We start from the raw sequence: 25,956 nt of genomic DNA, 5'->3' as shown, positions 1-25,956 counted from the left end.
TAATCCGCCGCTGACACGCCCAGTAACAGGAAGCCTTTGTGACCACGCCCCGTGACGACCTGTACACCGTTCGCGATTACCTGCGATACGCCTGCTCCCGTTTTGCCGATTCCGATCTGTTCTTCGGTCATGGCACCGATAACGTGTGGGACGAAGCGGTACAACTGGTGATGCGCAGCCTGCACCTGCCGCTGGAAAACAACACCTTGTTCCTGGACGCCCGCCTGACGTCGGAGGAACGGTCCCGCATTCTGGATCGCATCGAGCGACGCATCCGCGACCGGGTGCCCCTGGCATATCTGCTGGGGGAGGCCTGGTTCATGGGCCTGCCGTTCAAGGTGGACGAGCGGGTGCTGGTGCCCCGGTCGCCGATTGGCGAACTGCTTGAAAAAGGTCTTCAGCCCTGGCTGGGGGCCACTGAGGTGCACCGGGTGCTCGATCTTTGCACCGGCAGCGGCTGCATCGGCATTGCCGCCGCCCAGGTATTTGAGGGCGCAGAGGTGGATCTGGCGGACATTTCTGAAGACGCGCTCGCCGTTGCCCGCAGCAATATTGATCTGCACGGCGTCGGAGACCGGGTCCGGGCCATTCGATCAGACGTTTTCGATCGGCTCGATGGCCAGTACGACGTTATCCTGAGCAATCCGCCGTATGTGGACGCCCACGACATGGCGTCTATGCCGGAGGAGTTCCGCCACGAGCCAGAACTGGGTCTCGCCGCCGGGGAGGATGGCCTCGACATTGCCCACCGTATCCTCGCCCGGGCGGCGGAGTTTCTGACCGACAACGGCTTGCTGATCGTCGAGGTGGGCAACAGCTGGGTGGCCCTGGACCAGGCGTACCCGGACCTCCCGCTGACCTGGCTCGAGTTCGAGAACGGCGGCGACGGCGTGTTCCTGCTGCGCGCGCAGGACCTGCGCTCCTGGCAGGAAAGCCGTTAACGTCATTTCTTATAAAAACCGGATAAGATACTGAATCATGGCTGGAAATACCTTTGGAAAGCTGTTCACGGTAACCACCTTCGGAGAAAGCCACGGGCTGGCTCTGGGGTGCATCATTGACGGTTGCCCGCCGGGCCTCGAGCTCACGGAAGCGGACTTGCAGCGGGATCTGGACCGTCGCAAACCGGGCACGTCCCGGCATACCACCCAGCGCCGTGAGCCGGACGAAGTCCGCATTCTGTCCGGGGTGTTCGAAGGCCGCACCACCGGTACCCCGATCGGTCTGCTGATTGAGAACACCGACCAGCGCTCCAAGGACTATTCCAAGATCGCTACCCAGTTCCGTCCGGCCCATGCGGACTACACCTACCACCACAAGTACGGCGTTCGCGATTACCGGGGCGGTGGGCGTTCCTCCGCCCGGGAGACCGCCATGCGGGTGGCTGCCGGCGCCGTGGCCCGCAAATTCCTGCAGGAACGCCTGGGCATTCGCATTCGGGGCTACCTGTCGCAGTTGGGCCCGATTCGCGCAGAAACCCTCGACTGGGATCAGGTTCACCAGAACCCGTTCTTCTGCCCGGATCCGGCCAAGGTGCCGGAAATGGAAGCTTACATGGACGCCCTGCGTAAAGAGGGGGACTCCATTGGCGCCCGCATCAACGTGGTCGCCGACGGTGTGCCGCCGGGCCTGGGTGAGCCCATTTTTGACCGCCTTGATGCGGACCTGGCCCATGCCCTGATGAGCATAAACGCGGTCAAGGGCGTCGAAATCGGCGCCGGTTTCGACTGCATCGAGCAGAAGGGTACCCAGCACCGGGACGAGATGACGCCGGACGGCTTTCTCTCCAACAACGCCGGCGGCGTGCTCGGGGGTATTTCCTCCGGTCAGCCCATTGTTGCCAGCATCGCTTTGAAGCCCACGTCCAGCCTGCGGCTGCCCGGCCAGAGCATCAACGAGGCGGGTGAGCCCGTTGAGGTGATCACCACCGGCCGGCACGACCCCTGCGTGGGCATTCGCGCCACACCGATTGCCGAGGCCATGATGGCGATTGTTCTGATGGACCACTACCTGCGCCATCGCGGGCAGAATGCGGATGTGTCGGTGTCGACGCCCGTATTGCCGCAACTCTGAGGGAAGCGTTTAAAGGCCAAAACGCATAAGGAGCCGGGCTATCTACTGGCGTCTCTCCAACCTCTACTTCTGGTTCTTTGCGCTGCTGGGCGCGCTCCTGCCTTATTGGTCGCTGTACCTGGATGACCGCGGGTTCAGCTACCTGCAGATTGCCTCGCTGATGGCGACCATCCAGCTCACCAAGATCGTCGCACCCAGCGTCTGGGGTTGGCTCGGTGACCGCAGCGGGCGCCGGGTCCGGCTGGTCCGGTTTGGCGCTTTGGTGGGCTCGCTGTGTTTTGCCGGGGTATTCCTGAAGCCTGGTTTCTACGGGCTGATGCTGGTGATGCTGGCGTTTACCTTCTTCTGGAACGCCATCCTGCCGCTGTATGAGGTCATCACGTTACGGACGCTGGCAGCGGACCGGGAGAAGTACGGCCGGGTGAGGCTGTGGGGCTCCGTGGGGTTCATCGCAGCGGTGGCCGGGGTTGGCGCGTTACTGGAATGGCTACCGGTCAGTACGCTGCCGTGGCTGCTGCTGCCGGTGTTTGCAGGGATCGCGGTGTCGGCGTTTCTGGTGCCGGCCGAGCAGGGGGCCATCCGGCGGTCCGCACCCCGGGGCAGTCTGAAGGCGATTGTCACCCACCCGGCGGTGATGGCGTTCTTCGCCATGAATTTCCTGCTTCAGGTGTCCCACGGGCCTTACTACACGTTTTTCAGCATCCACCTCGAACAACACGGCTACAGCAAGCTGGCCACCGGCCTGCTTTGGTCCCTCGGGGTATTGGCGGAAATTGGTGTTTTCCTGGTGATGCACCGGCTGACGCGACGCTTCACCATCCGGCAGATTGTGTTGGGCGCCCTGGCACTGACGTTGATTCGCTGGCTGATGATTGCCGAGCTGACCGATTACGTCGTTTTCCTGGTCGTGGCGCAACTGCTGCACGCCGCGTCCTACGGGGCGTTGCACGCTGTTTCCGTGCAAACCATCCAGCGCTTTTTTGGCCAGCATCACCATGGCCAGGGGCAGGCGCTTTACAGCGGGCTGACCTTTGGCGCGGGCGGGGCCGTCGGGGCGTGGATGTCCGGGTTCCTGGTGGACGGCATCGGCACCGGGGCTGCGTTCCTTGGGGCGGCAGGCGCCATGGTGCTGGCGCTGATTGTTACTGCCCTGTGGCTGCGCCCGCCGGGTTCAGGCGCCCTCAATCTCCCGGACAAGGGCCAGTAGCGCCCGGGCCGGCGCGCTCAGGTCCCGGCCGGACAGACCAATGCCCCCCAGAACCCGGGTGACGGTGTGGCCGACGTCCAGGGTGGCCAGGGTATCGTCCACCATCCGTTGCGGCAGGACACTCCAGCCCAGGCCCACGTTGGTCATCATCTTCAGGGTTTCGAGGTAGTTGGTCGGCATCTGGGGATCCAGGGGCAGGTTGGCCTCCAGAAACAGCCGGCTGACCAGACGGTACGTTGAGGTGCCGGTGGCCGGCAGCAGGGCCGGATAGCGAGACAGGTCCGCCAGGCTGGGGCTCCGGAGCGCGGCCAGGGGATGGTCCCGGCCGGCCACGAACACCATGGGATCCGGCCACTGCACGAACACGTTCAGGTGAGTGTCCATGCTGTCGCTCAAGGTGACAAAGGTGAGTTCGGTGTGGCGTTTGGGGAGTTGTTCGTAAGCGGCGTCGGATTCCATGAACTGCACGTTCAGCGCCACTTGCGGGTAATCCCGGCGAAAGCGCCGGAGCCAGCCGGGCAAGTGATGCAGTCCGATGTGGTGGCTGGCCAGCAGGCTCAGTTCGCCCTCCACCTCTTCCGAATCCGGAGCCAGTGCCACCCGGGCGTTGTGAATCTCGTCCAGGATCCGGCGGGCGTGGGGCAGCAGTCGGTTGCCCGCGTCGGTCAGGCGAATGTCCCGGCTGGACCGATCGATCAGGCGCGCGTTCAGCTGGGATTCCAGGGCGGCTAGGCGTTTGCTGATTGCCGGTTGGGTCAGGTGCAGGGTCTCTGCGGCTTCTGAAAACGACCCCTGGTCGACGATGGTGATGAAGGCGCGCAGCGCGTTGGTATCCACGGTGTTCGGGTTCCTGTGATGGGCAAGGGTACCGTCAAGAATAACTCAAAGGAATGCGAAAGATAAAAAAGATGAATTGAGGTTATCCATCGCCGGAGCGTACCATGGCGGTCAGACCAAAAGACCGATAACCGGAGAGTGAGAGAGCATCATGGCCGGCAAAACCTTATACGACAAACTGTGGGACGACCATCTGGTCAAGCAGCGGGACGATGGCTCAGCCCTGATTTACATCGACCGGCAACTGCTGCACGAGGTGACCTCGCCGCAGGCCTTTGAAGGTCTGCGTCTGGCAGGCCGCAAGCCGTGGCGTCTGGACGCCAACCTGGCGACTCCGGATCACAACGTGCCGACAACGGATCGTGCCAAAGGCATCGACGGCATTGTCGATCCGGTGTCCCGCACCCAGGTGGAGACCCTGGACCGCAACTGCGACGAATTCGGCATCCTCGAATTCAAGATCAAGGACCTGCGCCAGGGCATCGTTCACGTGATCGGGCCTGAGCAGGGCGCCACGTTGCCCGGTATGAGCATTGTCTGCGGCGACTCCCACACCTCCACCCATGGCGCGTTCGGTTGCCTGGCCCACGGCATCGGCACCTCGGAAGTGGAGCACGTGTTGGCTACCCAGTGCCTGGTGCAGCAGAAAATGAAAAACATGCTGGTGAAGGTCAACGGCACCCTGGGCCGTGGCGTGACCGGCAAGGACGTGATTCTGGCGATCATCGGCAAGATTGGCACCGCCGGCGGTACCGGCTGCGCCATCGAGTTCGGCGGTGAGGCCATCCGTGGCCTGAGCATGGAAGGTCGGATGAGCATCTGCAACATGGCCATCGAGGCCGGTGCTCGGGTGGGCATGGTGGCGGTGGACGACACCACCATCCATTACGTGAAGGGTCGGCCGTTTGCGCCGAGCGGGGAGACCTGGGACAAAGCCGTGGCCTACTGGCGCACGCTGCACAGCGATGACGACGCGGTATTCGACAAAGTGGTCGAGCTGGACGGTTCCGCCATCAAGCCCCAGGTCAGTTGGGGCACGTCTCCGGAAATGGTCACCGATATCGACGGCGCCGTGCCGGACCCCGCCGCCGAGGCGGATCCGATCAAACGCGAGGGTATCGTCCGTGCGCTGAAATACATGGGCCTGCAGCCGAACCAGAAGATCACCGACATCCAGCTGGACCGGGTGTTCATTGGTTCCTGCACCAACAGCCGCATTGAAGACCTGCGGGAAGCGGCGGCGGTGGTCAAGGGCCGTAAAGTGGCCGCCAGCCTGAAACAGGCGATGGTGGTTCCCGGTTCCGGTCTGGTTAAGGCCCAGGCCGAGAAAGAAGGCCTCGACAAGATCTTTCTGGACGCGGGTCTGGAGTGGCGCGATCCGGGTTGTTCCATGTGCCTGGCCATGAACGCCGACAAACTGGGGCAGGGCGAGCATTGCGCGTCCACCTCCAACCGCAACTTTGAAGGCCGGCAAGGCTTTGGCGGCCGCACCCATCTGGTGAGCCCGGCCATGGCCGCCGCCGCTGCGGTGTCTGGCCGTTTTGTCGACGTCCGCGATCTGATCCACTGAGCCACAGGAGACGTGCCATGAGAGCATTTACTCAACATCAGGGCCTGGTGGCCCCCATGGACCGGTCCAACGTGGATACGGACCTGATCATTCCCAAGCAGTTTCTGAAGTCCATCAAGCGCACCGGCTTTGGGCAAAACCTGTTTGACGCGTTGCGGTATCTGGACGAAGGCCAGCCAGATCAGTCCTGCGAGGGCCGGCCCCTGAATCCGGATTTTATGCTGAACCAGCCTCGCTACCAGGGCTCAAGCATCCTGCTCGCCCGCGCCAACTTTGGCTGTGGCTCCAGCCGGGAGCACGCGCCCTGGGCCCTGGACGATTACGGCTTCCGGGTCATCATTGCCCCCAGCTTTGCCGATATCTTCTACAATAATTGCTTTAAGAATGGTCTGTTACCCATTGTTCTGGATGAAGAAGTAGTGGATCAGCTGTTCCGGGAAGCCGCAGCCGCCGAAGGCTACCAACTGACGGTCGATCTCACTGAACAGACCGTGACCACGCCGTCTGGCGAAGCCTTCGGGTTTGAGGTGGATGATTTCCGCCGTCACTGCCTGCTAAACGGACTGGATGACATCGGGGTGACCCTGGAAGACGCGGAGGCGATCCGCCAGTACGAAAATGAGCGCCGGCAGACCGCACCGTGGCTGTTTGGAGCCGGGGCCTGACCGCTCTGCTCGCCTCCGATTTGCATGACGCACTGAAAACGACGAAAAAGGAATCTAGTGACGATGTCCCGAAACATTCTGCTGCTGCCGGGCGACGGTATTGGCCCGGAAATCGTGGCCGAGGCCGAAAAGGTCCTGCACAAGGTTAACGAGCGCTTTTCCCTTAACCTGGCCTTTGAAAGCGCCCTTGTGGGCGGTGCTGCCATCGACGAGACAGACGTGCCGCTGCCCGAGTCCACCCTCGACAAAGCCCGGGCTGCTGATGCCATCCTCCTGGGGGCCGTAGGTGGCCCGCGCTGGGACAGCCTGCCCATGGCCAACCGCCCGGAAAAGGGTTTGCTGGGCCTGCGCTCGAACCTGCAACTGTTCGCCAACCTGCGACCGGCCATCCTTTACCCGCAGTTGGCGTCTGCCTCGTCCCTCAAGCCGGAGATTGTCTCGGGCCTGGATATTCTGATTGTGCGGGAACTGACCGGCGGGATCTACTTCGGCCAGCCTCGGGGCACCCGGCAGTTGGAAAGCGGTGAGCGCCAGGGATACAACACCTACGCCTACACCGAGTCGGAAATTCGTCGGATTGGCCGGGTGGCCTTTGAAGCGGCCCAGCAGCGGGGTAAGAAGCTGTGCTCTGTGGATAAAGCCAATGTGCTCGAAGTGACCGTGCTGTGGCGGGAAGTCATGGAAGACCTCAAGCGCGAGTACCCGGACGTCGAGCTGTCCCACATGTACGTTGACAACGCCGCCATGCAGCTGGTCCGCGCCCCCAAGCAGTTTGACGTGATTGTGACCGGCAACATGTTTGGTGATATTCTTTCCGACGAAGCGGCGATGCTCACCGGCTCCATCGGTATGCTGCCGTCCGCGTCGCTGAACGCGCAGAAGCAGGGGATGTACGAACCCTGCCACGGTTCGGCGCCGGACATTGCCGGCAAAGGCATCGCCAATCCGCTGGCCACCATTCTCAGTGCCGCTATGATGTTGCGGTACAGTCTGGGCGAAGATCGCGCCGCTGATGCCATTGAGGCGGCGGTCAGCACTGTGCTGGATCAGGGGCTGCGCACCGCCGACATCTTCTCCGAGGGCAGCCGCAAGGTGACCACCCGGGAGATGGGCGAGGCGGTGCTGGCCGCACTCTGACATCCGATCCGGCCTTCCACGACCCGACGGCACCACGATGCGGTTGCCGCGGGATCATCCATCCTGTCCGCGCCAGCGATAACGGACGCGGGCGGGCATAAAAGAGGTTCAAAGATCGCACATGAAGCGAGTTGGACTTGTAGGCTGGCGCGGCATGGTGGGCTCTGTCCTCATGCAGCGCATGCGTGACGAAAACGATTTTGCCGACATCGACCCGGTGTTCTTCTCGACGTCCCAGACGGGAAAACCGGCGCCGGACGTGGGCAAGCAGGGTGTGCCGCCGCTCCAGGACGCCTTCGACATCGACACGCTCAAAACCCTGGATGTGATCGTGACCTGCCAGGGCGGTGACTACACCACGGCGGTTTACCAGAAACTGCGGGATGCGGGCTGGGACGGCTACTGGATTGACGCCGCCTCCACCCTGCGCATGGTCGATCACTCCGTGATTGTGCTGGACCCGGTCAACCGTAAGGTGATCGATGCCGCGCTGGACAAGGGCGTGAAAGACTACATCGGCGGCAACTGCACCGTCAGCCTGATGATGCTGGCCCTCGGCGGCCTGCTGGAGCAGGACCTGATCGAGTGGGTGTCCCCCATGACTTACCAGGCGGCTTCCGGCTCTGGCGCCCAAAACATGCGCGAGCTGCTCAACCAGATGGGTGAGCTGCACGGTGCGGTGAAGGCCGAGCTGGCCGACCCGTCTTCCGCCATCCTAGAGATCGATCGTAAGGTGACCGAGACCATGCGCGGCGGCGATTTTCCCACCGAGCACTTCGGCGTTCCCCTGGCGGGCAGTCTGATTCCGTTCATCGACAAGCAGCTCGATAACGGCATGAGCAAGGAAGAGTGGAAAGCGGGCGTGGAGACCAACAAGATCCTCGGCCGGTCCGACCGACCGATCCCGATCGACGGTATCTGCGTGCGCATCGGCGCGATGCGCTCCCACAGCCAGGCGTTGACCATCAAACTGCGCAAGGATCTGCCGGTGGCGGAGATCGAGCGCATCCTGGCCGGCGGCAACGATTGGGTGAAAGTGGTGCCGAACGAACGCACCGCCTCCATGGAAGAACTGACCCCGGCGAAGGTCACCGGCACCCTGAGCGTGCCCATTGGCCGCATTCGCAAACTGGCGATGGGGCCGGAGTACATCTCCGCGTTCACCGTGGGCGACCAGCTGCTGTGGGGCGCCGCAGAACCGCTTCGCCGGATGCTGCGGATTCTCCAGGAGCGTTAAGAAATGTTACACAGGGGCGCTTAATGCCAACTGTGTCCGGTTTCGACGAACCGGTTTGGGGGCGGAGGCTGATTTCAGCCTCCGCCCCTGTTATTTTCAGAGGTCGTTCACACGGCCGGTGATATTCGCGGCTTTTCCTGTCCGCGCATGGGGTTCCGTGCGATAGATAAAAAAATGCTACAGGGATTGTCGGTGATTGATTGATAAACGACGTGTTATCAACAATACTTGCGTCATTAAATCAGCGCATAACGATATAAAAACGATAACGTTCCAGACGATATCCAGAAAGGTCATCCAACCTCATCCGATTCTGTTTGAACTCAAGCCGTAAAGAATAACGGAGACTGGAAAGGAAAAAGCATGAAGGTACGCAAGCTTGCGGTTGCACTGGCTCTGGCGGGAGGACTCGGCTCCGGCGTCGCACAGGCGTTGGGACTCGGGGAAATTGAGCTCCAGTCCTATCTGAACGAGCCTCTGGACGCGGAGATTATCCTGCCGCAAAGCCAGGGGGTCAGCCCCGACGATGTGATCGTCGAACTCGCGCCGGATTCGGCCTATCAGCGGGTGGGGCTGGCGCGCAGTGCCTTCCTCGGCAAACTCCGCTTCAAGGTGGTGACCGGCGGCGATGGCAATCTCCGGGTTGACGTGACCTCCCGCGAACCGCTGCGCGAGCCGTACCTGAACTTCCTGCTGGAATTGTCCTGGCCTCAGGGCCGCCTGATGCGAGAATACGCCGTGCTGGTGGACCCGCCCGTGTATGCGGAGCAGTCCGGTGAGCGGGAAGCCGTTTCCGCACCTTCCGCCAGTCCGGCCCCCGCCAGCCAGACACGCCAACAGGAATCTGCCCGCCGTCAGGCGCAAACGGTGAACGCCTACCGCGACACCGGCACGTCTGCGAATCGCGCACCGACCACCCTGGGGCCCACGACGTCCTCTGATACCCTCTGGAGCCTGGCGTCACGGGTTCGACCGGACGACAGCGTGACCGTCCAGCAGGCCATGCTGGCGCTGCAGGACCAGAACCCCGACGCCTTCATGGGCGGTAACATCAATCGCCTGAAGCGGGGCGAAATTCTCCGGGTTCCCACCCGTGACCAGATGCAGCGCCGTACCGCCTCTGAAGCCGCCCAGCAAGTGCGTGAGCAGAACCAGGCCTTCAAGGCCGGCAAGCGCACGGTGGATGCAACGGCCAACACCGCCAAGGCCAGCGGCCAGGGCGCTCCGGCCCGCAGCGGCGACGAACTCAAGCTCCTGGTGGCCGACAACAAAGACGCGCAATCCGCCGAGAAAGGCGGCTCCGCGGGCGGTGATGGCAAACTGCCGGGCGGTGTTGATGCCGGTACGGCCGTTGCGATGGAACAGCTCGAGAGCGTCAAGCGTGAGAACGCCGACCTGAACAGCCGCGTCAATGACCTGCAGGATCAGGTTGAGACACTGCAGCGCCTGCTGGAACTCAAGAACAGCCAGCTTGCCGATCTCCAGAAGTCGGCGGGCCAGACGGCGAACGCCGACGTTCAGCCGGGAACCGCCGCCGAGCCGGCTGCAGCGGCCGGCGATGGCGCTCAGCCAGAGATGGCGGGAGACACAACGACGCCGATGACGGCCGAGGCCGGGAAACCGGAACAGGCGCCTGCTGGCGATGAGGCCGCGACGCCGGCCCCTGATCAGGCCGGCACCAACCAGTCCGCCAGTGACCAGGCAATGACCGAACCGGCGTCAGACGACGCGACCGCCGTATCCAGCACCGAGGCGACCGACGCTCAGGGCGATAGCGCCGCTGAATCCGCCGCAGAACCGGCCCCGGCCGCTCAGCCGGCGGCGAAGGCTGAGCCGGCGAAACCGAAAGCCGAGCCCGAGCCCGCCAAAGGGTTTGCGGGCAACGTGATCGACCAGATCATCAACAACCCGCTGTATCAGATTGCCCTGGGCGGCGGCCTGGTCCTGTTGCTCCTGCTGCTGCTTCTGGTGGCGCGGCGCAACGCCAACCGGGAAAAAGCGTTCTACGATCAGTTGAATAGCGAGACCGGTGACGAAGGCGACGGCGGTTTCGATCTGAGCCTGGATGACGAGCCGGACGCAGACGACACGGAGCAGGGCGAAGGCGACGTTATTGCCGAAGCCAACAGCTACATTGCCTATGGTCGTCACGCCCAGGCCGCGCAGGTTCTGGAAACTGCCATTTCCCGCGAACCGAGCCGGTCTGACCTGCGCCTGAAGCTGCTGTCTGTTTACGCAGATCTTCAGGACCGCGATGCCTTCGAAAAGCAGTTTGGTGAACTGAGCGCGATGGGCGACGATGACGCCCTGGCGGAAGCAGAATCTCTCAAGACCCGTCTGGAAGAAGCCGAAGCGATGCCCAGCATCGACGACCTTGAGTCCCAGCTTCGGTCGGACAGCTTTGCCGCTGAACCAGCAGGCGAGCCGGAAGATCGCGACGATGAGGTAACCTCGGACGAGCTGTTGGCGGATCAGTACGACGCCAGCCGCCAGGACGACCTGGAAAACGAGTTCCGGGACTTTGACCTGGACTTTAATTCCCCGGCCGGGGAGGTCGCTGCCGCAGAAGCCGAGGCCAACGACGAGTCTGAAGCGCCGGCGCCTGTGTCCGGTGATGCCCGGGACGATGCCATTGAGTTTGATCTGAGCGGGCTGGAAGACCGGACCACCGGCGATCTGGAGACTGTGGACGAAGGCGATCTTGAATCGGACAGCGAGGCGACCGATTACTCCTCACTCGAAATCGACCTGGAAGACGAGACCGCCTCCGCTGACGGTGAGTCCGAAGCCGCCGACGACGAGCTGCCGAGCCTCGACGAGAATGACACCACGGCCGCCGCCGGCGACGTTGAGCTGGACGGGCTGGACGAGTCCTTCCTCGACGAGCTGGATGCCGAATTGGACAAGGTGGCCGGAGAGGACGACGAACTGGCTGGCGACGATCTTGAAGCGGCATCGCTGGACGACCTCGAGCTGGATGTGTCCGATGAGGACCTGGCGCTGATGGAAGAGTTTTCAGACAGTGCGGATTCTGCCAATCACGCCGCGCAAACCGGTGATGAAGCCGAAGAAGCGGCCTCTGAGATCGACGAAGAGCTGAGCCTTGAGGACACCCTTGGTGAGGGCGATCTGGTCGGCGAGGAAAGGGCGGATACCCCTGAAGACGAGGTTGCCGGCGTTGAGACGCTTGAAGAGCTCGACGAACTGGATGATGTCACCCTGGACGATCTGGCCAGCCTAGAGGACGCGGGAGACGCTGAAGAGGATGTTCCGCTCGCGAGCGAATCCATCGACGAGGCGCCGACGTCAAAGCCATCGTCAGCGGACGTACTTGATCTGGACGAAAACGACCTGGGCGATGACGACGACTTCGATTTCCTGGCCGGCACGGACGAAGCCGCCACCAAGCTGGACCTGGCCCGTGCTTATCTGGAAATGGGTGACAGCGACGGCGCCCGGGATATCCTGGAGGAGGTGGCGTTGGAAGGTAACGAAGAGCAACAGGCGGAGGCCCGGGATCTTCTTAAAAATCTTTCCTGATTCGTTATAATGCCGTGAAAGGCAGCAGGCGCCGGCTCCGGTCCTTCCGGAATAAAGCCGGCGTTTTGCGTTTCAATACCCTCGCTGTGAGCCAGGATTCTTGTTTCAGACGATACCGCCACTGACCACCGATAATGCCCTCGGCGACGGCCGGGTTGTGCTGGCGTTCGAATACGATGGCCGGGATTTTCACGGCTGGCAGATGCAGAAATCCGGGGTCCGCTCCGTTGAGGCCGAACTGGCCCGGGCTGTCGGCCGGGTGGCCAATCACCCAGTAGAGCTGGTCTGTGCCGGCCGTACCGACGCCGGCGTACACGCCAGCTATCAGATTGCCCATTTCGAGACGCCGTCCGTCCGTAACTTACGATCCTGGGTGATGGGCATCAACACCGCCTTGCCGGACGACATTGCGGTTCACTGGGCCGGGCAGGGTACGGGCGACTTTCACGCGCGATTTACCGCGATTTACCGGCGTTACCGGTATATCATCTATAACCAGCCTGTGCGGCCGGGCGTGCTTCGGGGGCAAGTCAGCTGGACGTTTCGGCCGCTGGATGCCGGCCGCATGCACGATGCGGCCCAGGCGCTAGTGGGCGAGCACGATTTTTCGTCGTTTCGGGCGGCCGGTTGCCAGTCCCGGACGCCAGTTCGGTTCCTCGAAGCCATCTCGGTGGTCCGCCACGGCGAATTCGTGGTAATTGACGTGCAGGCCAACGCGTTTCTGCACCACATGGTTCGGAACATTGCCGGTGCCTTGATGGCGGTGGGCCAGGGCGCTCAGTCCGTTGACTGGATGGCCGACGTGCTGGCAGCCCGGGACCGGACGGTGGCGGGTGTAACCGCACCGCCTCACGGACTGTACCTGGTCGATGTGGGTTATCCGGGTGAGTTCGACATTCCGGCGGCCCGTTGCGGCCCCGGCTTCGCGGCCCCGTGGTTTGACGACGCCGCCAACCGGCCAATCACACCGACGCACATTCACCGTAAGGGAGTGCCTCCGTCGCCATGACAGCACGAGTCAAAATCTGCGGGCTGACCCGGCCTGAGGACGTGACGGCCGCTGTTGCGGCCGGTGCCGACGCCATCGGGCTGGTGTTTTACGGGCCAAGTCCCCGTGCCGTCACCATCGAGCGGGCGAGTGCGTTGGCACAGGTGGTTCCAGCGTTTGTGTCCCTGGTGGGGTTGTTTGTGAATCCGTCCGCTGCCGAGGTCCGCCGTGTCCTCGAGGCGATACCCCTGGACCTGTTGCAGTTCCACGGGGACGAATCCCAGGAATTCTGCCAGCAGTTTGGCCGGCGCTGGATCAAGGCGGTTCGGGTGCGCGAGCAGGGGCAGATTGCGCAGGCTTTCCGCGACTATCACCAGGCCGCCGGCCTGCTCGTGGATGCCTGGGATCCGGACCGATATGGCGGCACCGGCGAGGCGTTTAACTGGTCTCTGATCCCCGCTGACAGGCCGCTTCCACTGATATTGGCCGGTGGTTTGTCATCTGATAACGTAGCCAGCGCCGTAACACTGGTGAGGCCCTGGGCCGTCGATGTAAGCGGCGGTGTCGAGCGCGGCAAAGGCATCAAGGACGCCCGGAAAATGTCTGATTTCATCAACGAGGTTCACCGTGTCTGTAAAACTGACTGAAGAAATGCTCAACGCGCTGCCGGATGCCCGAGGTCACTTTGGCGCCTTCGGCGGGCGGTTTGTGTCCGAGACCCTGATGGACTCCCTGATGATCCTGGAGAAAGAGTATCTCCAGCTCAAGAAGGATCCGGAGTTCCAGGCCAAGTTTGATCAGGACCTCGCCGATTACGTGGGTCGCCCGAGCCCGCTGTATCTCGCTGAACGCCTGACCCGTGAGGCCGGCGGTGCGCAGATCTGGCTGAAGCGGGAGGATCTGAACCACACCGGGGCCCACAAGGTGAACAACACCATCGGGCAGGCGTTGCTGGCCAGTTTCCTGGGCAAGAAGCGCATTATTGCGGAAACCGGTGCCGGTCAGCACGGCGTAGCCACGGCCACCGTGTGTGCGCGACTCGGCCTTGAGTGCCACGTGTTCATGGGTGCCGAAGATGTTCAGCGTCAGTCCCTGAACGTCTTCCGGATGAAACTGCTGGGTGCCCAGGTGCACGCGGTGCAGAGCGGAACCCGAACCCTCAAGGACGCCATGAACGATGCCATGCGCGACTGGGTGACCAACGTTGACGACACCTTTTACATCATCGGCACCGTGGCGGGCCCGCACCCGTACCCCATGCTGGTGCGGGACTTCCAGTCGGTGATCGGGCGTGAGGCGCGGCAGCAATGCCTGGAAAAAACCGGCCGATTGCCGGATGCGCTGGTGGCCTGCGTCGGCGGTGGTTCCAACGCCATTGGCTTATTCCATCCGTTCCTGGCGGACGAGTCCGTTGAAATGTACGGCGTTGAGGCCGGCGGGCTGGGCATCGAAACTGGCCAGCACGCGGCTCCCCTGTGCGCCGGTCGCCCCGGTGTCCTGCACGGCAACCGCACCTACCTGATGGAAGACGAGAACGGCCAGATTGCCGGCACTCATTCCGTCAGCGCGGGCCTCGACTACCCGGGCGTCGGCCCGGAGCACGCCTGGCTGAAGGACATCGGCCGCGCCCATTACGTGTCCGTGACCGATGACGAAGCCATGGACGGGTTCCGCAAGCTGACCCGCGTTGAGGGCATCATGCCCGCCCTGGAGACCGCCCACGCGGTCGCCTACGGCGTCAAGCTGGCGGCGAGCATGCGCAAGGATCAGAGCATCATCATCAATGTCTCCGGCCGCGGCGACAAAGACATCCACACCGTCGCCAAGATCGACGGTATCGAGATCTGAGAGAAGGACAGGGCATGAGCCGAATCGAAGGGGTTCTCAAGACCCTCAAGGGCCAGGGTCGCAAGGCGCTGATTCCCTACATCACCGCCGGTGACCCGCATCCGGATCAAACGGTCGGCCTGATGCACACATTGGTCGACGCCGGTGCGGACATTATCGAACTGGGCGTGCCGTTTTCCGATCCGATGGCGGATGGCCCGGTGATCCAACTCGCCTGTGAGCGGGCACTGCGCCACGGCACCTCTCTCAAGCAGGTGCTGGCGATGGTGAAGACCTTCAGGGAAACCAACAGCACGACGCCCGTGGTGCTGATGGGGTATCTGAATCCGATGGAAGCCATGGGCTACGAGGCGTTCGCGGACGCGGCCGTGGCCGCCGGCATTGACGGTATCCTGACCGTTGACCTGCCCCCCGAGGAGGCTGCGGACGTTGCGCCGTTGTTTACCGCCCGGAACCTGGACGCGATCTTCCTGCTGGCACCCACCACCACCGATGACCGGATTCGGGCGATCAGCGAACACTCCTCCGGCTATGTGTACTATGTTTCTTTCAAGGGCGTGACGGGTGCGGCCAAGATCAACGTGGATGAAGTGGCGGCCAAAGTGGCCCATATTCACGAACTGACGGCCCTGCCGGTGGGTGTTGGTTTCGGCATCCGCGACGCCGAAACCGCGGCGGCGGTCGGCCGGGTATCCGATGGTGTAATTGTTGGCAGTGTTCTGGTCGATACAATAGCGCGAAATCAGGCAGATACGGTCGCGCTCAAGCGAGCTCTGACCGATCTTCTGCACCCGATGCGTGAAGCGCTGGACAGCCTGGCTTCCTGAACGAAGCCATGGCGGCAGGCCTCAAAGGACAGGATTGAAACATGAGCAACTGGCTGGACAAAATCATGCCGAGCAAAATTCGCTCGGAATCCAAACAGAGAACTGGCGTGCCCGAGGGTCTCTGGAAAAAATGCCCCAAGTGCGGGGGATTTCTGTACAAGCCGGAACTCGAGAAAAACCTGGACGTCTGCCCCAAGTGCGAACACCACATGCGCCTGAACGCCCGGCGCCGCCTCGATATCTTCCTCGACGAGGATGGCCGGGAGGAAATTGGCGCGGATCTGGAGCCCTGGGATCGACTGAAGTTCAAGGACACCAAGCGTTACAAGGATCGACTCTCCGCGGCCCAAAAGGCCACCGGCGAGAAGGATGCACTTCTGGCCATGAAGGGTTCCGTGCTGAGCGTGCCGCTGGTCGGCTGCGCCTTCGAATTTAACTTCCTCGGCGGTTCCATGGGCCAGGTGGTGGGCGAGAAGTTCGTCCAGGCCGCCAACGTGGCGCTCCGGGACCGTATCCCCCTGGTGTGCTTCTCCGCCAGTGGCGGCGCGCGTATGCAGGAAGCAATCCTGTCGCTGATGCAGATGTCCAAGACCTCGGCCGTGCTCGAAAAAATGAAGCAGGAAGGCGTGCCGTACATTTCGGTGCTTACCGATCCGGTATTCGGCGGCGTCTCCGCGAGTCTGGCCATGCTGGGCGACCTGAACATTGCCGAGCCCAACGCGCTGATCGGTTTCGCAGGTCCCCGGGTGATCGAACAGACCGTTCGCGAAAAGCTGCCGGAAGGGTTCCAGCGCAGTGAATTCCTGCTGGATCATGGCGCCATCGATATGATCGTGCACCGCCATCAGATGCGTGAGCGAGTGGCGCACCTGCTGGCCAAGTTCACCGGCCAGGACAAGCCCGGCACCGAGGCGCCGATCGAGTTTGAAATCACCGAAAAGCCGGATGCCGATGGCGCCGGTTGACTCATCCGGCGCCGGCGCCCGGCCGGCGCCTGGCCCGTCCGGGTCGCTGGACCAGTGGCTGGCGTACCTGGAATCCATTCACCCCACCGAAATTGACCTCGGCCTCGACCGGGTTCTCGTCGTGCTGCGCCGGTTGTTCCCCCGGCGCCCCGCTGTGCGCATCGTCACGGTGGGCGGTACCAATGGCAAGGGCAGTTGCGTGGCGGCCCTGGAAGCGCTTCTGCAGGCCGCAGGGCGTCGCACCGGCGCCTACACCTCACCCCATCTTCATCGGTACAACGAGCGGGTTCGCCTGAACGGCCGGGACATTGACGATGCGTCGCTCGTGCGGGCGTTCGACCGGGTCGAGCAGGCCCGCCAGAACATTTCCCTGACGTATTTCGAGTTCGGCACCCTGGCGGCGTTTGTGGCCATGGATGAGGCCGGGCTGGACGACTGGCTCCTTGAGGTGGGGCTGGGTGGGCGTCTGGACGCGGTTAACGTCCTGGATACCGATCTGGCGATCCTGACCTCCGTGGATCTCGATCACCAGGCGTTTCTCGGTGACAACCGGGAATCCATCGGCTTCGAGAAAGCCGGGATCTTCCGGCAGGGGCGGCCGGCCATCTATGCGGATGTGGACCCGCCCCGATCAGTCCTGCAGCAAGCCGCGGCCCAGAAGGTCCCGCTGCAGCGCCTTGGGGAGCAGTACGCGCTGACGGTGAACGATGCGCTCGGTACGCCGGTGCTACAGAGTCAGGGGGCTCGCATTCTGCTACCAGCCGGGCCGCTGCCGGTGAACAGCGTGGCCGCCGCCGTCGTAGCGGTGCGATCATTGGCGCCGGAACTGCCCGTGGCCGACATTGAGCGTACGCTCTCCGTGCTGGCTGTACCGGGACGGTTTGAAACGCTGAAGCGGGCACCCGCTGTTATTGCTGACGTTGGGCATAATCCTCATGCGGCGCGTTGGCTGGCTGGTCGTCTGGCCAGCACCCGGCGGCCAGGGCAGCCGGTCTACGCCGTCTACGGTGCCTTGGCGGACAAGGATGTGGAAGGGGTTGTTGCGGCCCTGTCTGACGTCGTGGACCGCTGGTGGCTGGCGCCGCTTTCGGTGCCTCGGGGGCTCGACGCGCTGTCCTTGGCCCGGCGTGTCCAGGCCGGTGGCGTTGATGGCGCAGTGCCCTGCGAAAGCGTTTCGGGCGCCCTCGACTGTGCCATTGCCGAAGCAGGCGCCAGGGACGCTCTGGTCGTTGTGTTTGGTTCGTTCTTCACGGTGGGCGAGGCCCGCGCTGTGCTTGCCGGCACGTCGGACCGGGGCGTCGCCCCTTAAACTTTGTCCATGGCGGCGCCGCCGCTTTGAGTTCTCTGGGCTGCCCGTTTACCATCGGGACTGGCGCGTTTGCGGACAGGACAGACAGATCGGGAGTAATAGTGTGGACGGACTGAAACAACGGATCATTGGCGCTTTGGTGCTGGTCTCCCTGGCCGTGATTTTCGTGCCCATGATCTTTGATGAGCCACATTCCGAACGGACGACCACGTCCATACAGATTCCTGAAGAGCCCCCATTCCCTGCGGTAGACGTGGGCGACGGGTCTTCTGCCAAGGGCAGCAGCGACCAGACGGATGTCCCGCCGCCCTCCAGCGATTCTTCCCTCGCAACCGAGGTGCCGGCATCGTCCGGCGCAGGGACAGCACAGACACCTCAGTATCGGTTGATCGAACGCTCCGACGATTCGGCGCCGGCGGGCGGCGCCACCGACGAGCCGCCTGCCCGACAGGACGTCGCTGTTCCTGAGCCGGCCCCGGCCACTGAAGAGCCGGCGGTGGCGTCAACGGCACCGACCAAGGCCCCTGCAAACGACAGTGATAACGAAGAATTCAGTGGCTCCCTTGAAGGCGCCTGGGTGGTTCAGCTTGGCAGCTTTGGCAACCCGGACAACGCCCGTCGCCTGCGGGATAAAGCCCGTGAACAAGGCTACAGCGCGCACCTGCAGGAAGTGACCCGGGGTGACGTGAAACTGGTTCGCGTGTTCAGCGGTCCCTATGCCGACCGGCAACAGGCCGAGGGTGCCAAGGGACGGATCGACAAGGCGTTCGGGCTGAAGAGTCTGGTCACTCAGGGAGAGAACTAGGGGCTCGCCTTGTCGCTTCGTAAACCGGCGGCGTCCATCGGAACGCTGGCAGAGCTTTGGCGCCGGAGCGATTCCTGTTAGAATTCGCGCTTTCTCCACGCCACCGGGTTTTTCATGGAAGCGCTGATCTGGATCGACTGGGTCATCATTGCCCTTATCGCAGTGTCCACGCTGATCAGCCTGAAGCGTGGCTTCGTCCGCGAAGCACTGTCGCTGGTCACCTGGATTGCCGCGTTCATCCTGGCGCGGACCTTTCACCCGCAGATGCAATCGCTGCTGGAGAGCACCGTGGAAACGCCGCTGGTGCGACTCGTGGCGGCGTTCGCCATTCTGTTTTTTGGTACCCTGATCGTCGGCGCCATCATCAATAACCTCATCGGCCATTTGATCCGTGCCACTGGGCTGTCGGCGACGGACCGGGTTCTGGGTATGGGGTTTGGCCTGCTTCGGGGGCTGGTCGTGGTGGTGGTGGCCATCGCGTTCACCCGGTACACGCCGCTGGCTCAGGATACCTGGTGGCGGGAGTCGGTCATGATCCGCCATCTGGCCGTGGTTGAGGACTGGTCCCGGCGTACCTTTGGCGATGAATTCGCCCGTTTCCTCGGGCCGGCCGCCAACGCCGTCCCGGCCAGCACCGGCGGCGCATCCGCGCCGGTGACCAAGGATGTGGCACCAGAGTCCACGTCCGGATAACCTTTCAGTTTCAACACTCGGAGATTCTCCTATCCATGTGTGGCATTGTCGGCATCGTCAGCACAACCAACGTCAATCAGTCGCTCTATGATGCGCTGACTGTACTTCAGCACCGGGGCCAGGACGCGGCGGGCATTGTGACCTTTCAGGACGATCGGTTCTTTCTGCGCAAGGACAACGGGCTGGTGCGCGACGTGTTCCACACTCGTCACATGCGCCGACTGGTGGGCAACGTGGGTATCGGGCACGTCCGCTACCCGACGGCCGGCACGTCCAGTTCCGCCGAGGCCCAGCCGTTCTATGTGAACAGCCCGTATGGCATCACCCTCGCTCACAACGGCAACCTGACCAACGCCGATGAGCTGGCCCGGGACCTGTTCCGCACGGACCTGCGCCATATCAACACCAACTCAGATTCCGAGGTGCTGTTGAACGTGTTTGCCCACGAGTTGCAGAAGCTCGGCAAGCTGGTGCCCACGAAGGATGAGATCTTTTACGCCGTGAAGGCCGTGCACAAGCGCTGCCGCGGCGCCTACGCGGTGATCGCCATGATCACCGGATACGGCATTGTTGGCTTCCGGGACCCGAACGGCATCCGACCGGCGTGTTACGGCGTGCGGGAATGTGAGGACGGCACGAAGGAGTATATGATTGCCTCCGAGAGCGTTGCCCTGAGCGCCGCCGGCTTCCGCCTGGTGCGTGATATTGCTCCCGGCGAAGCGGTGTACATCGAGACCGACGGCACCCTCTACACCCAGCAATGCGCTGACGAGCCGCACCTTTACCCGTGCATTTTTGAACACGTGTATTTTGCCCGGCCGGACTCCATCATCGACAAGGTCTCCGTTTACAAAGCCCGCCTTCGCATGGGCGAGACCCTGGCGGACAAGATCCTGAGGGAAACTCCGGATCACGACATCGACGTGGTGATTCCCATTCCCGACACCAGCCGCACCTCGGCCATGCAGATGGCCCACCGGCTGGGCGTGAAGTTCCGGGAAGGGTTCATCAAGAACCGCTACATCGGCCGTACGTTCATTATGCCCGGCCAGAAAATGCGCAAGAAGTCCGTGCGTCAGAAGCTCAACCCGATTGATCTGGAATTCCGCGGCAAGAACGTGATGCTGGTGGACGACTCCATCGTCCGCGGCACCACCTGCAAGGAAATCGTCCAGATGGCTCGGGACGCCGGTGCCCGCAAGGTGTACTTTGCGTCGGCCGCGCCTCCTGTGCGCTACCCGAACGTCTACGGCATTGATATGCCGTCGGTGCACGAGCTGATTGCCCACGGACGCACCGTTGAGGACATCCGGGAACTGATTGGCGCCGACTGGCTGGTCTACCAGGACCTGGACGACCTGATTGCCTGTGTGAATGATGTGAACGACAACATCGAAGGCTGGGAGTGTTCCGTGTTCAACGGTGATTACATTACCGGCGATGTGGACGAGGCCTACCTCGATCGCCTTGAAGCGCTCCGGAAGGACGATCAGCGCAGTCTGTCGGGCATGTCGGATACCGACAACGGCATCATCGACCTGCACAACGACGAAGACTGAGCATCAGCGGCCATCAGGAGACGAGCATGACCCTGCGCAGAGAAGAAACCATCCAGATTCCGGAATCGGATCTCGACGGCATGTCCGTGGATACCCTGGCGGTGAGGGCAGGGCAGATCCGTACCGACCAGTTGGAACACAGCGACGCGATTTTCCCGACCTCCAGCTTTGTCTACGGCAGCGCCGCCCAGGCCGCGGCCCGTTTTGGGGGCGAGGAACCGGGCAACATCTATTCCCGCTTCACCAACCCGACGGTGCAGGCGTTCGAAAAGCGCCTGGCCGCAATGGAAGGCGGAGAGCGGGCGGTGGCAACTGCCTCCGGCATGGCCGCCATTCTGGCCACCTGCATGTCCCTGCTGAAGGCTGGTGATCATGTGGTCTGTTCCCGGGGCGTATTCGGCACTACCAACGTGCTGTTCCAGAAGTACATGGCCCGGTTTGGTGTAACCACCAGCTTTGTCGGCCTGACCGACCTGGCGGCCTGGGAGTCGGCGATCACGCCAGACACCCGCATGCTGTTCCTTGAAACCCCCTCGAATCCCCTGTGCGAGGTGGCCGACCTGGCGGCGCTGGCAGAGCTGGCGCACCGGAACGACGCGTTACTGGTGGTAGACAACTGCTTCTGCACGCCCGTGCTACAGCGGCCGTTCGAGCACGGCGCGGATCTGGTGATTCATTCCGCCACCAAGTATCTGGATGGTCAGGGCCGCTGTGTGGGCGGAGCCGTCGTCGGCCCCAATACGCTGATGGAGGAAGTGTACGGGTTCCTCCGCTCCGCCGGCCCCACCATGAGCCCGTTCAACGCATGGGTGTTCCATAAGGGTTTGGAAACCTTACCGATTCGTATGCGCGCCCACTGCGACAATGCGTTAGAGTTGGCGCAATGGCTTGAGGGCCGAGCGGGCGTTGAGTCGGTGTTCTACGCCGGCCTCGTCAGCCACCCGCAGCACGAGCTGGCCCGGCGTCAGCAATCCGGCTTCGGCGGTGTGCTGTCCTTCAAGCTGGTTGGCGGCCGTGACGAGGCCTGGCGGTTTATCGATGCCACCCGGATGATTTCGATTACGGCGAACCTGGGTGACGTCAAAACCACGGTGACGCATCCGGCGACCACCACCCACGGGCGGCTGTCGCCCGAGGACAAGGCGCAGGCGGGCATCACCGAAAACCTGGTGCGCCTGTCGGTGGGCATCGAAGCCATTGACGATCTCAAGCGGGATCTTGAGCGCGGCTTCGCCGCCCTCGGCGCCTGACACAACGGACACACTACAAGGTATTCATGGCCGAAACCGCAAACGCGAAAAAAGCCGCCCCCGGGCCCTCCAGAAAGGCGTCCCCGGCGGCTCCCACCGAAAAGCAGCAGCGTTTCCGCCGCTTTGTCGCCCAAGGTGCGCGGGAAGGCGCGGTGATTGCGCTGGTCGCGCTCGCGATCTATCTGGCCATGGCACTGGTCACCTTTACCCCGGGCGATCCAGGCTGGGCCAGCATTGGCCACGATACAACCGTGAAGAACTACGCCGGGCGCACCGGCGCCTGGCTGGCGAGCCTGCTGATGGATTTCTGCGGCGAGGTGTCCTACCTGTTCCCGCTGATGGTGGCTGGCTACGCGGTGATGCTCATCCGCCGTCGGGCGGAATCCCTGGATCTGCACTGGCCGCTGTTCCTGGTCCGTTTTGGCGGATTTCTGCTGATTCTCCTGTCAGCCACCAGCCTGTTGTCCCTGTATTCGGTCTTCGGGCTTGGTGAGTCCTCCGGCGGTGTGCTCGGCGGGGCGGTTTCCGATGCCATGGTTCGGTTTTTTAACCTGCCGGCCACCACACTTCTGCTGATCGCTATTTTTCTCTTTGCCCTGACCGTGACCACCGGGTTGTCCTGGTTCTGGCTGATGGACCAGGTGGGCGGGCTGGCGCTCCGGTTCGCGGAGGGCGCCAAGGGACTGATGGCGTCCGACGACAAGGGCAAGGGCGGGACAGACGCGAGCAGGGCGAAAAACGCCGCCGATCGGTCTGAGACAGGAAAAGCCCGGCCAGCGCCCGTGCCCGCTCCGGCCCCGAAAGTCGAGGCCCGTAAAGCCGATCCCGCACAACCGCCCGTCATTCGCGACCGTCTGGACGGCGCTGCAACAGCCGGAAAGCCTGCGCCCTGGTGGCGCCGCTGGTTCAAGCGCTCAGCCCAAAAGGCGCCGGCGTCCGCCAGACCGGCGGCGCCGATCGCCCAACGTCGGGAACCGGCTCTGGGCGAACCGTCTCCCGGCGAGGTGACCGAACGCCTGGAGCATTTCAGCGCCACGGACGACCGGGCTCGCGCCGACGCGTCGCCGAGTGGGCGATCTGGCGACGCACCCCGCGCGCCGGCCGAACCTGCGCCCAGCCGGTCCGTGAAGATTGCGCCGTTCAAGAAGGACGAACCCAGGCCGGAACCGGCCCGCCGCGGTGACTCCCAGGGTTCCCTGTTGGCCGACATTGAAAGCCCGATCCCGCCGATCTCCCTGCTGGACCCCCCCGAGGAACACCAGGAGAAAGGGTATTCCGAGGAATCCCTGGAGCACATGTCCCGTTTGCTTGAGGAAAAGCTGAGTGATTTCGGGGTTTCCGTGGAAGTGGTTGAGGTCAATCCCGGGCCGGTGATTACCCGGTTTGAAATCAAACCGGCGCCCGGGGTCAAGGTCAGCAAGATTTCCAACCTGGCCAAAGACCTGGCTCGTTCCCTGGCGGTGCTCAGCGTCCGTGTCGTGGAAGTCATTCCGGGCAAGTCCGTGGTGGGCATCGAGATACCCAACGAGAAGCGGGAAATCGTGCGTCTGTCAGAGGTGCTGAGCGCCCGGGTGTTTACCGAAAGCAACTCCGCGCTAACCCTGGCATTGGGCAACGACATTGGTGGCAATCCGATGGTGGCCAACCTCGCCAAGATGCCCCATCTGCTGGTGGCGGGTACCACCGGTTCCGGTAAGTCGGTGGGGGTCAACGCCATGCTGCTGAGCATGCTGCTCAAGGCCACGCCCGACGAAGTCCGGTTCATCATGGTGGACCCAAAGATGCTGGAACTGAGCATCTACGACGGCATCCCGCATCTGCTGGCGCCGGTGGTCACGGATATGAAAGAGGCCGCCAACGCCCTGCGCTGGTGTGTCGCGGAGATGGAACGTCGCTATCGGCTGATGGCGAGCTTGGGGGTGCGTAACCTTGCCGGTTTCAACCGCAAGGTGAAGGACGCCCGGGCTGCGGGAGAGCCGCTTCTGGACCCCATCTGGAAGCCGGATGAGTACCTGGACAACGGCGAGGAATATCGGCCGGAGCTCGAGACCCTGCCTTTCATCGTGGTGGTGATCGACGAGTTCGCCGACATGATGATGATCGTCGGTAAAAAGGTGGAAGAGCTCATCGCCCGGATCGCCCAAAAGGCCCGGGCGGCCGGCATCCACCTGATTCTGGCGACCCAGCGGCCGTCCGTGGATGTGATCACCGGCCTGATCAAAGCCAACATCCCGACGCGGATGTCCTTCCAGGTATCCTCCAAAATCGACTCCCGGACGGTGCTCGACCAGGGCGGTGCCGAGCAGTTGCTGGGCCACGGCGACATGCTCTACCTGCCGCCGGGCACCGGTTTGCCCGTGCGGGTTCATGGTGCCTTTGTGGACGACGATGAGGTGCATCGTGTGGTCAGCGCCTGGAAGGAGCGGGGTGAGCCCGACTATGTGGACGATGTGCTCAACGGCGCCGAAGGTGAGAGCCTGCCGGGCGTTCCGACCCTGAGCGAGGGCGGGGACAGCGAGAGCGACTCCCTGTACGACGAGGCTGTGGCTTTTGTCACCGAGGGGCGCCGCGTATCCATTTCATCCGTTCAGCGGAAATTCAAAATTGGCTACAACCGGGCGGCAAACCTGGTGGATGCCATGGAGGCATCGGGCGTGGTCAGCCCTGCGGGCCACAACGGCACCCGCGAAGTGCTGGCACCGCCGCCGCCCCGGGATTAGGAGACACCATGACACGGTTAAACTGGATGACACGTATGACCTCTGGCGTGGCGCTGGCTGTGGCGCTTGCAGCCACCCCGGCGCTCGCGGTCGACAAGGCCCAGGCCAGCGAGAAAGCCGGGGAAAGCCCGTCGGCGACCGCCCAGGCGTCGAGTCCGGATCAGGCCGCCGCGCTGGCCGAGCTGCTGCGGGATTACCGCACCTATCAGGCATCGTTCATCCAGATTGTGGTGGACGATTCCGGCAAGCAGATCCAGGACACCCGGGGCACCCTCAAAGCCAAACGCCCTGGGCTGTTTTATTGGGAAACCAAAGCGCCGCTGGCCCAGGTGATCGTCAGCGACGGCAAGCAGGTCCAGGTGTATGACCCGGACCTGGAGCAGGTCACTGTCCAGGCCCTGGACAACCGGATCCAGAGTACGCCTGCCTTGTTGTTGAGCGGGCAGGTGGAGGATCTGGAGACCACCTATCGGGTGAAAGAAGGCCCCGCCGGCGACAACACCCGGCAGTTCACCCTCGAGCCCCGTAGCCCGGACTCTTTGTTCACTTCCCTTCGACTGACCTTCAACAATGGCCGGCTCAAGGAAATGCGCATGCGGGATTCGCTGTCTCAGCTCAGTATCCTCAGTTTCGATCACATCAAACTGAACGAACCCGTGCCCGACAGCGCCTTCACCCTCGACTACCCCGACGGCGTGGACGTCATCCGGGAAGGTCAGTAGGCTC

Annotated in this window: 20 protein-coding genes and 2 pseudogenes; 21 read left to right on the top strand and 1 reads right to left on the bottom strand. The window is 62.9% G+C overall.

Going from position 1 to position 25,956, the window contains the following annotated elements; translation table 11 throughout:
- Positions 1-38: 38 nt before the first annotated feature.
- The 3 genes from prmB to V3388_RS05830 are packed head-to-tail and all read left to right on the top strand — an operon-like array spanning position 39 to position 3,280.
- Positions 39-941, top strand: a complete 903-nt coding sequence (prmB, locus tag V3388_RS05840) for a 50S ribosomal protein L3 N(5)-glutamine methyltransferase (RefSeq protein WP_336366604.1) — start codon at positions 39-41, stop codon at positions 939-941.
- Positions 942-978: 37 nt separating this feature from the next.
- Positions 979-2,073, top strand: a complete 1,095-nt coding sequence (gene aroC, locus V3388_RS05835) for a chorismate synthase (protein WP_336366603.1) — start codon at positions 979-981, stop codon at positions 2,071-2,073.
- A gap of 25 nt (positions 2,074-2,098) precedes the next feature.
- Positions 2,099-3,280 carry an MFS transporter gene (locus V3388_RS05830; protein WP_336367284.1) on the top strand — a complete coding sequence of 394 codons (1,182 nt, stop codon included), beginning with the start codon at positions 2,099-2,101 and terminating at the stop codon, positions 3,278-3,280.
- Here V3388_RS05830 and V3388_RS05825 read toward each other — a convergent pair.
- Positions 3,245-4,117 (bottom strand): LysR family transcriptional regulator, encoded by an 873-nt coding sequence (locus V3388_RS05825; protein ID WP_336366602.1) that lies wholly within the window; start codon positions 4,115-4,117, stop codon positions 3,245-3,247. The genes V3388_RS05830 and V3388_RS05825 overlap by 36 nt on opposite strands.
- A 151-nt stretch (positions 4,118-4,268) precedes the next feature.
- Here V3388_RS05825 and leuC point away from each other — a divergent pair, with 151 nt between their 5' ends.
- From leuC to lolA, 18 genes and pseudogenes are all read left to right on the top strand, one after another.
- Positions 4,269-5,687 (top strand): 3-isopropylmalate dehydratase large subunit, encoded by a 1,419-nt coding sequence (gene leuC, locus V3388_RS05820; RefSeq protein ID WP_336366601.1) that lies wholly within the window; start codon positions 4,269-4,271, stop codon positions 5,685-5,687.
- A 17-nt stretch (positions 5,688-5,704) separates the two neighbouring features.
- Positions 5,705-6,352, top strand: coding sequence for a 3-isopropylmalate dehydratase small subunit (leuD, locus tag V3388_RS05815; RefSeq protein ID WP_336366600.1), 648 nt, complete (start codon positions 5,705-5,707; stop codon positions 6,350-6,352).
- A gap of 63 nt (positions 6,353-6,415) precedes the next feature.
- A complete protein-coding gene (gene leuB / locus V3388_RS05810; RefSeq protein WP_336366599.1) occupies positions 6,416-7,489 on the top strand; it encodes a 3-isopropylmalate dehydrogenase in 1,074 nt (357 codons plus the stop codon).
- A gap of 121 nt (positions 7,490-7,610) precedes the next feature.
- Entirely contained in the window at positions 7,611-8,726 is a 1,116-nt protein-coding gene (gene asd, locus V3388_RS05805) for an aspartate-semialdehyde dehydrogenase (protein ID WP_336366598.1), read from the top strand.
- A gap of 363 nt (positions 8,727-9,089) precedes the next feature.
- Complete coding sequence (locus V3388_RS05800; RefSeq protein WP_336366597.1) at positions 9,090-12,266, top strand: FimV/HubP family polar landmark protein; 3,177 nt, start codon at positions 9,090-9,092, stop codon at positions 12,264-12,266.
- 100 nt (positions 12,267-12,366) lie between these two features.
- Positions 12,367-13,275, top strand: coding sequence for a tRNA pseudouridine(38-40) synthase TruA (gene truA, locus V3388_RS05795; RefSeq protein WP_336366596.1), 909 nt, complete (start codon positions 12,367-12,369; stop codon positions 13,273-13,275).
- On the top strand, positions 13,272-13,901 hold the full coding sequence (locus V3388_RS05790; RefSeq protein ID WP_336366595.1) for a phosphoribosylanthranilate isomerase: 630 nt from the start codon (positions 13,272-13,274) through the stop codon (positions 13,899-13,901). Before truA ends, V3388_RS05790 begins: the two co-directional genes overlap by 4 nt.
- Positions 13,894-15,102 carry a tryptophan synthase subunit beta gene (gene trpB, locus V3388_RS05785; RefSeq protein WP_442915627.1) on the top strand — a complete coding sequence of 403 codons (1,209 nt, stop codon included), beginning with the start codon at positions 13,894-13,896 and terminating at the stop codon, positions 15,100-15,102. The genes V3388_RS05790 and trpB overlap by 8 nt, the downstream gene beginning before the upstream one ends.
- A gap of 14 nt (positions 15,103-15,116) precedes the next feature.
- Positions 15,117-15,929, top strand: coding sequence for a tryptophan synthase subunit alpha (gene trpA / locus V3388_RS05780; protein WP_336366594.1), 813 nt, complete (start codon positions 15,117-15,119; stop codon positions 15,927-15,929).
- 41 nt (positions 15,930-15,970) lie between these two features.
- The gene (accD, locus tag V3388_RS05775) at positions 15,971-16,894 is read left to right on the top strand and encodes an acetyl-CoA carboxylase, carboxyltransferase subunit beta (protein WP_336366593.1); all 924 of its coding nucleotides are present in this window, start codon (positions 15,971-15,973) and stop codon (positions 16,892-16,894) included.
- Positions 16,875-18,203 (top strand): bifunctional tetrahydrofolate synthase/dihydrofolate synthase, encoded by a 1,329-nt coding sequence (gene folC / locus V3388_RS05770; protein ID WP_442915626.1) that lies wholly within the window; start codon positions 16,875-16,877, stop codon positions 18,201-18,203. The genes accD and folC overlap by 20 nt, the downstream gene beginning before the upstream one ends.
- Before the next feature lie 103 nt (positions 18,204-18,306).
- Positions 18,307-19,008, top strand: coding sequence for an SPOR domain-containing protein (locus V3388_RS05765; RefSeq protein WP_336366591.1), 702 nt, complete (start codon positions 18,307-18,309; stop codon positions 19,006-19,008).
- Between the two features lie 114 nt (positions 19,009-19,122).
- Positions 19,123-19,701, top strand: coding sequence for a CvpA family protein (locus tag V3388_RS05760; RefSeq protein ID WP_336366590.1), 579 nt, complete (start codon positions 19,123-19,125; stop codon positions 19,699-19,701).
- Between the two features lie 35 nt (positions 19,702-19,736).
- Positions 19,737-21,260 (top strand): amidophosphoribosyltransferase, encoded by a 1,524-nt coding sequence (gene purF, locus V3388_RS05755; RefSeq protein WP_336366589.1) that lies wholly within the window; start codon positions 19,737-19,739, stop codon positions 21,258-21,260.
- Between the two features lie 26 nt (positions 21,261-21,286).
- Positions 21,287-22,510 (top strand): O-succinylhomoserine sulfhydrylase, encoded by a 1,224-nt coding sequence (locus V3388_RS05750; RefSeq protein ID WP_336366588.1) that lies wholly within the window; start codon positions 21,287-21,289, stop codon positions 22,508-22,510.
- Positions 22,511-22,536: 26 nt separating this feature from the next.
- Positions 22,537-23,097, top strand: a pseudogene (locus V3388_RS16390) (DNA translocase FtsK 4TM domain-containing protein); the annotation flags it as partial.
- A 528-nt stretch (positions 23,098-23,625) separates the two neighbouring features.
- A pseudogene (locus tag V3388_RS16385) lies at positions 23,626-25,230 on the top strand (DNA translocase FtsK); the annotation flags it as partial.
- A gap of 8 nt (positions 25,231-25,238) precedes the next feature.
- Positions 25,239-25,952 carry an outer membrane lipoprotein chaperone LolA gene (gene lolA, locus V3388_RS05740; protein WP_336366586.1) on the top strand — a complete coding sequence of 238 codons (714 nt, stop codon included), beginning with the start codon at positions 25,239-25,241 and terminating at the stop codon, positions 25,950-25,952.
- Positions 25,953-25,956: the final 4 nt, after the last annotated feature.

The organism is Marinobacter sp. C2H3, assembly GCF_037080155.1.
Lineage (GTDB): Bacteria > Pseudomonadota > Gammaproteobacteria > Pseudomonadales > Oleiphilaceae > Marinobacter.
This window is presented reverse-complemented; position numbering and strand designations above follow the sequence as displayed.

What these genes read in the sequence shown, in the direction of transcription:
- aroC (WP_336366603.1), top strand. Translation starts at nt 979, where the DNA reads ATGGCTGGAAATACCTTTGGAAAGCTGTTCACGGTAACCACCTTCGGA.
- leuC (WP_336366601.1), top strand. Translation starts at nt 4,269, where the DNA reads ATGGCCGGCAAAACCTTATACGACAAACTGTGGGACGACCATCTGGTC.
- leuD (WP_336366600.1), top strand. Translation starts at nt 5,705, where the DNA reads ATGAGAGCATTTACTCAACATCAGGGCCTGGTGGCCCCCATGGACCGG.
- leuB (WP_336366599.1), top strand. Translation starts at nt 6,416, where the DNA reads ATGTCCCGAAACATTCTGCTGCTGCCGGGCGACGGTATTGGCCCGGAA.
- asd (WP_336366598.1), top strand. Translation starts at nt 7,611, where the DNA reads ATGAAGCGAGTTGGACTTGTAGGCTGGCGCGGCATGGTGGGCTCTGTC.
- V3388_RS05800 (WP_336366597.1), top strand. Translation starts at nt 9,090, where the DNA reads ATGAAGGTACGCAAGCTTGCGGTTGCACTGGCTCTGGCGGGAGGACTC.
- V3388_RS05790 (WP_336366595.1), top strand. Translation starts at nt 13,272, where the DNA reads ATGACAGCACGAGTCAAAATCTGCGGGCTGACCCGGCCTGAGGACGTG.
- trpA (WP_336366594.1), top strand. Translation starts at nt 15,117, where the DNA reads ATGAGCCGAATCGAAGGGGTTCTCAAGACCCTCAAGGGCCAGGGTCGC.
- accD (WP_336366593.1), top strand. Translation starts at nt 15,971, where the DNA reads ATGAGCAACTGGCTGGACAAAATCATGCCGAGCAAAATTCGCTCGGAA.
- folC (WP_442915626.1), top strand. Translation starts at nt 16,875, where the DNA reads ATGCCGATGGCGCCGGTTGACTCATCCGGCGCCGGCGCCCGGCCGGCG.
- V3388_RS05760 (WP_336366590.1), top strand. Translation starts at nt 19,123, where the DNA reads ATGGAAGCGCTGATCTGGATCGACTGGGTCATCATTGCCCTTATCGCA.
- purF (WP_336366589.1), top strand. Translation starts at nt 19,737, where the DNA reads ATGTGTGGCATTGTCGGCATCGTCAGCACAACCAACGTCAATCAGTCG.
- V3388_RS05750 (WP_336366588.1), top strand. Translation starts at nt 21,287, where the DNA reads ATGACCCTGCGCAGAGAAGAAACCATCCAGATTCCGGAATCGGATCTC.
- lolA (WP_336366586.1), top strand. Translation starts at nt 25,239, where the DNA reads ATGACACGGTTAAACTGGATGACACGTATGACCTCTGGCGTGGCGCTG.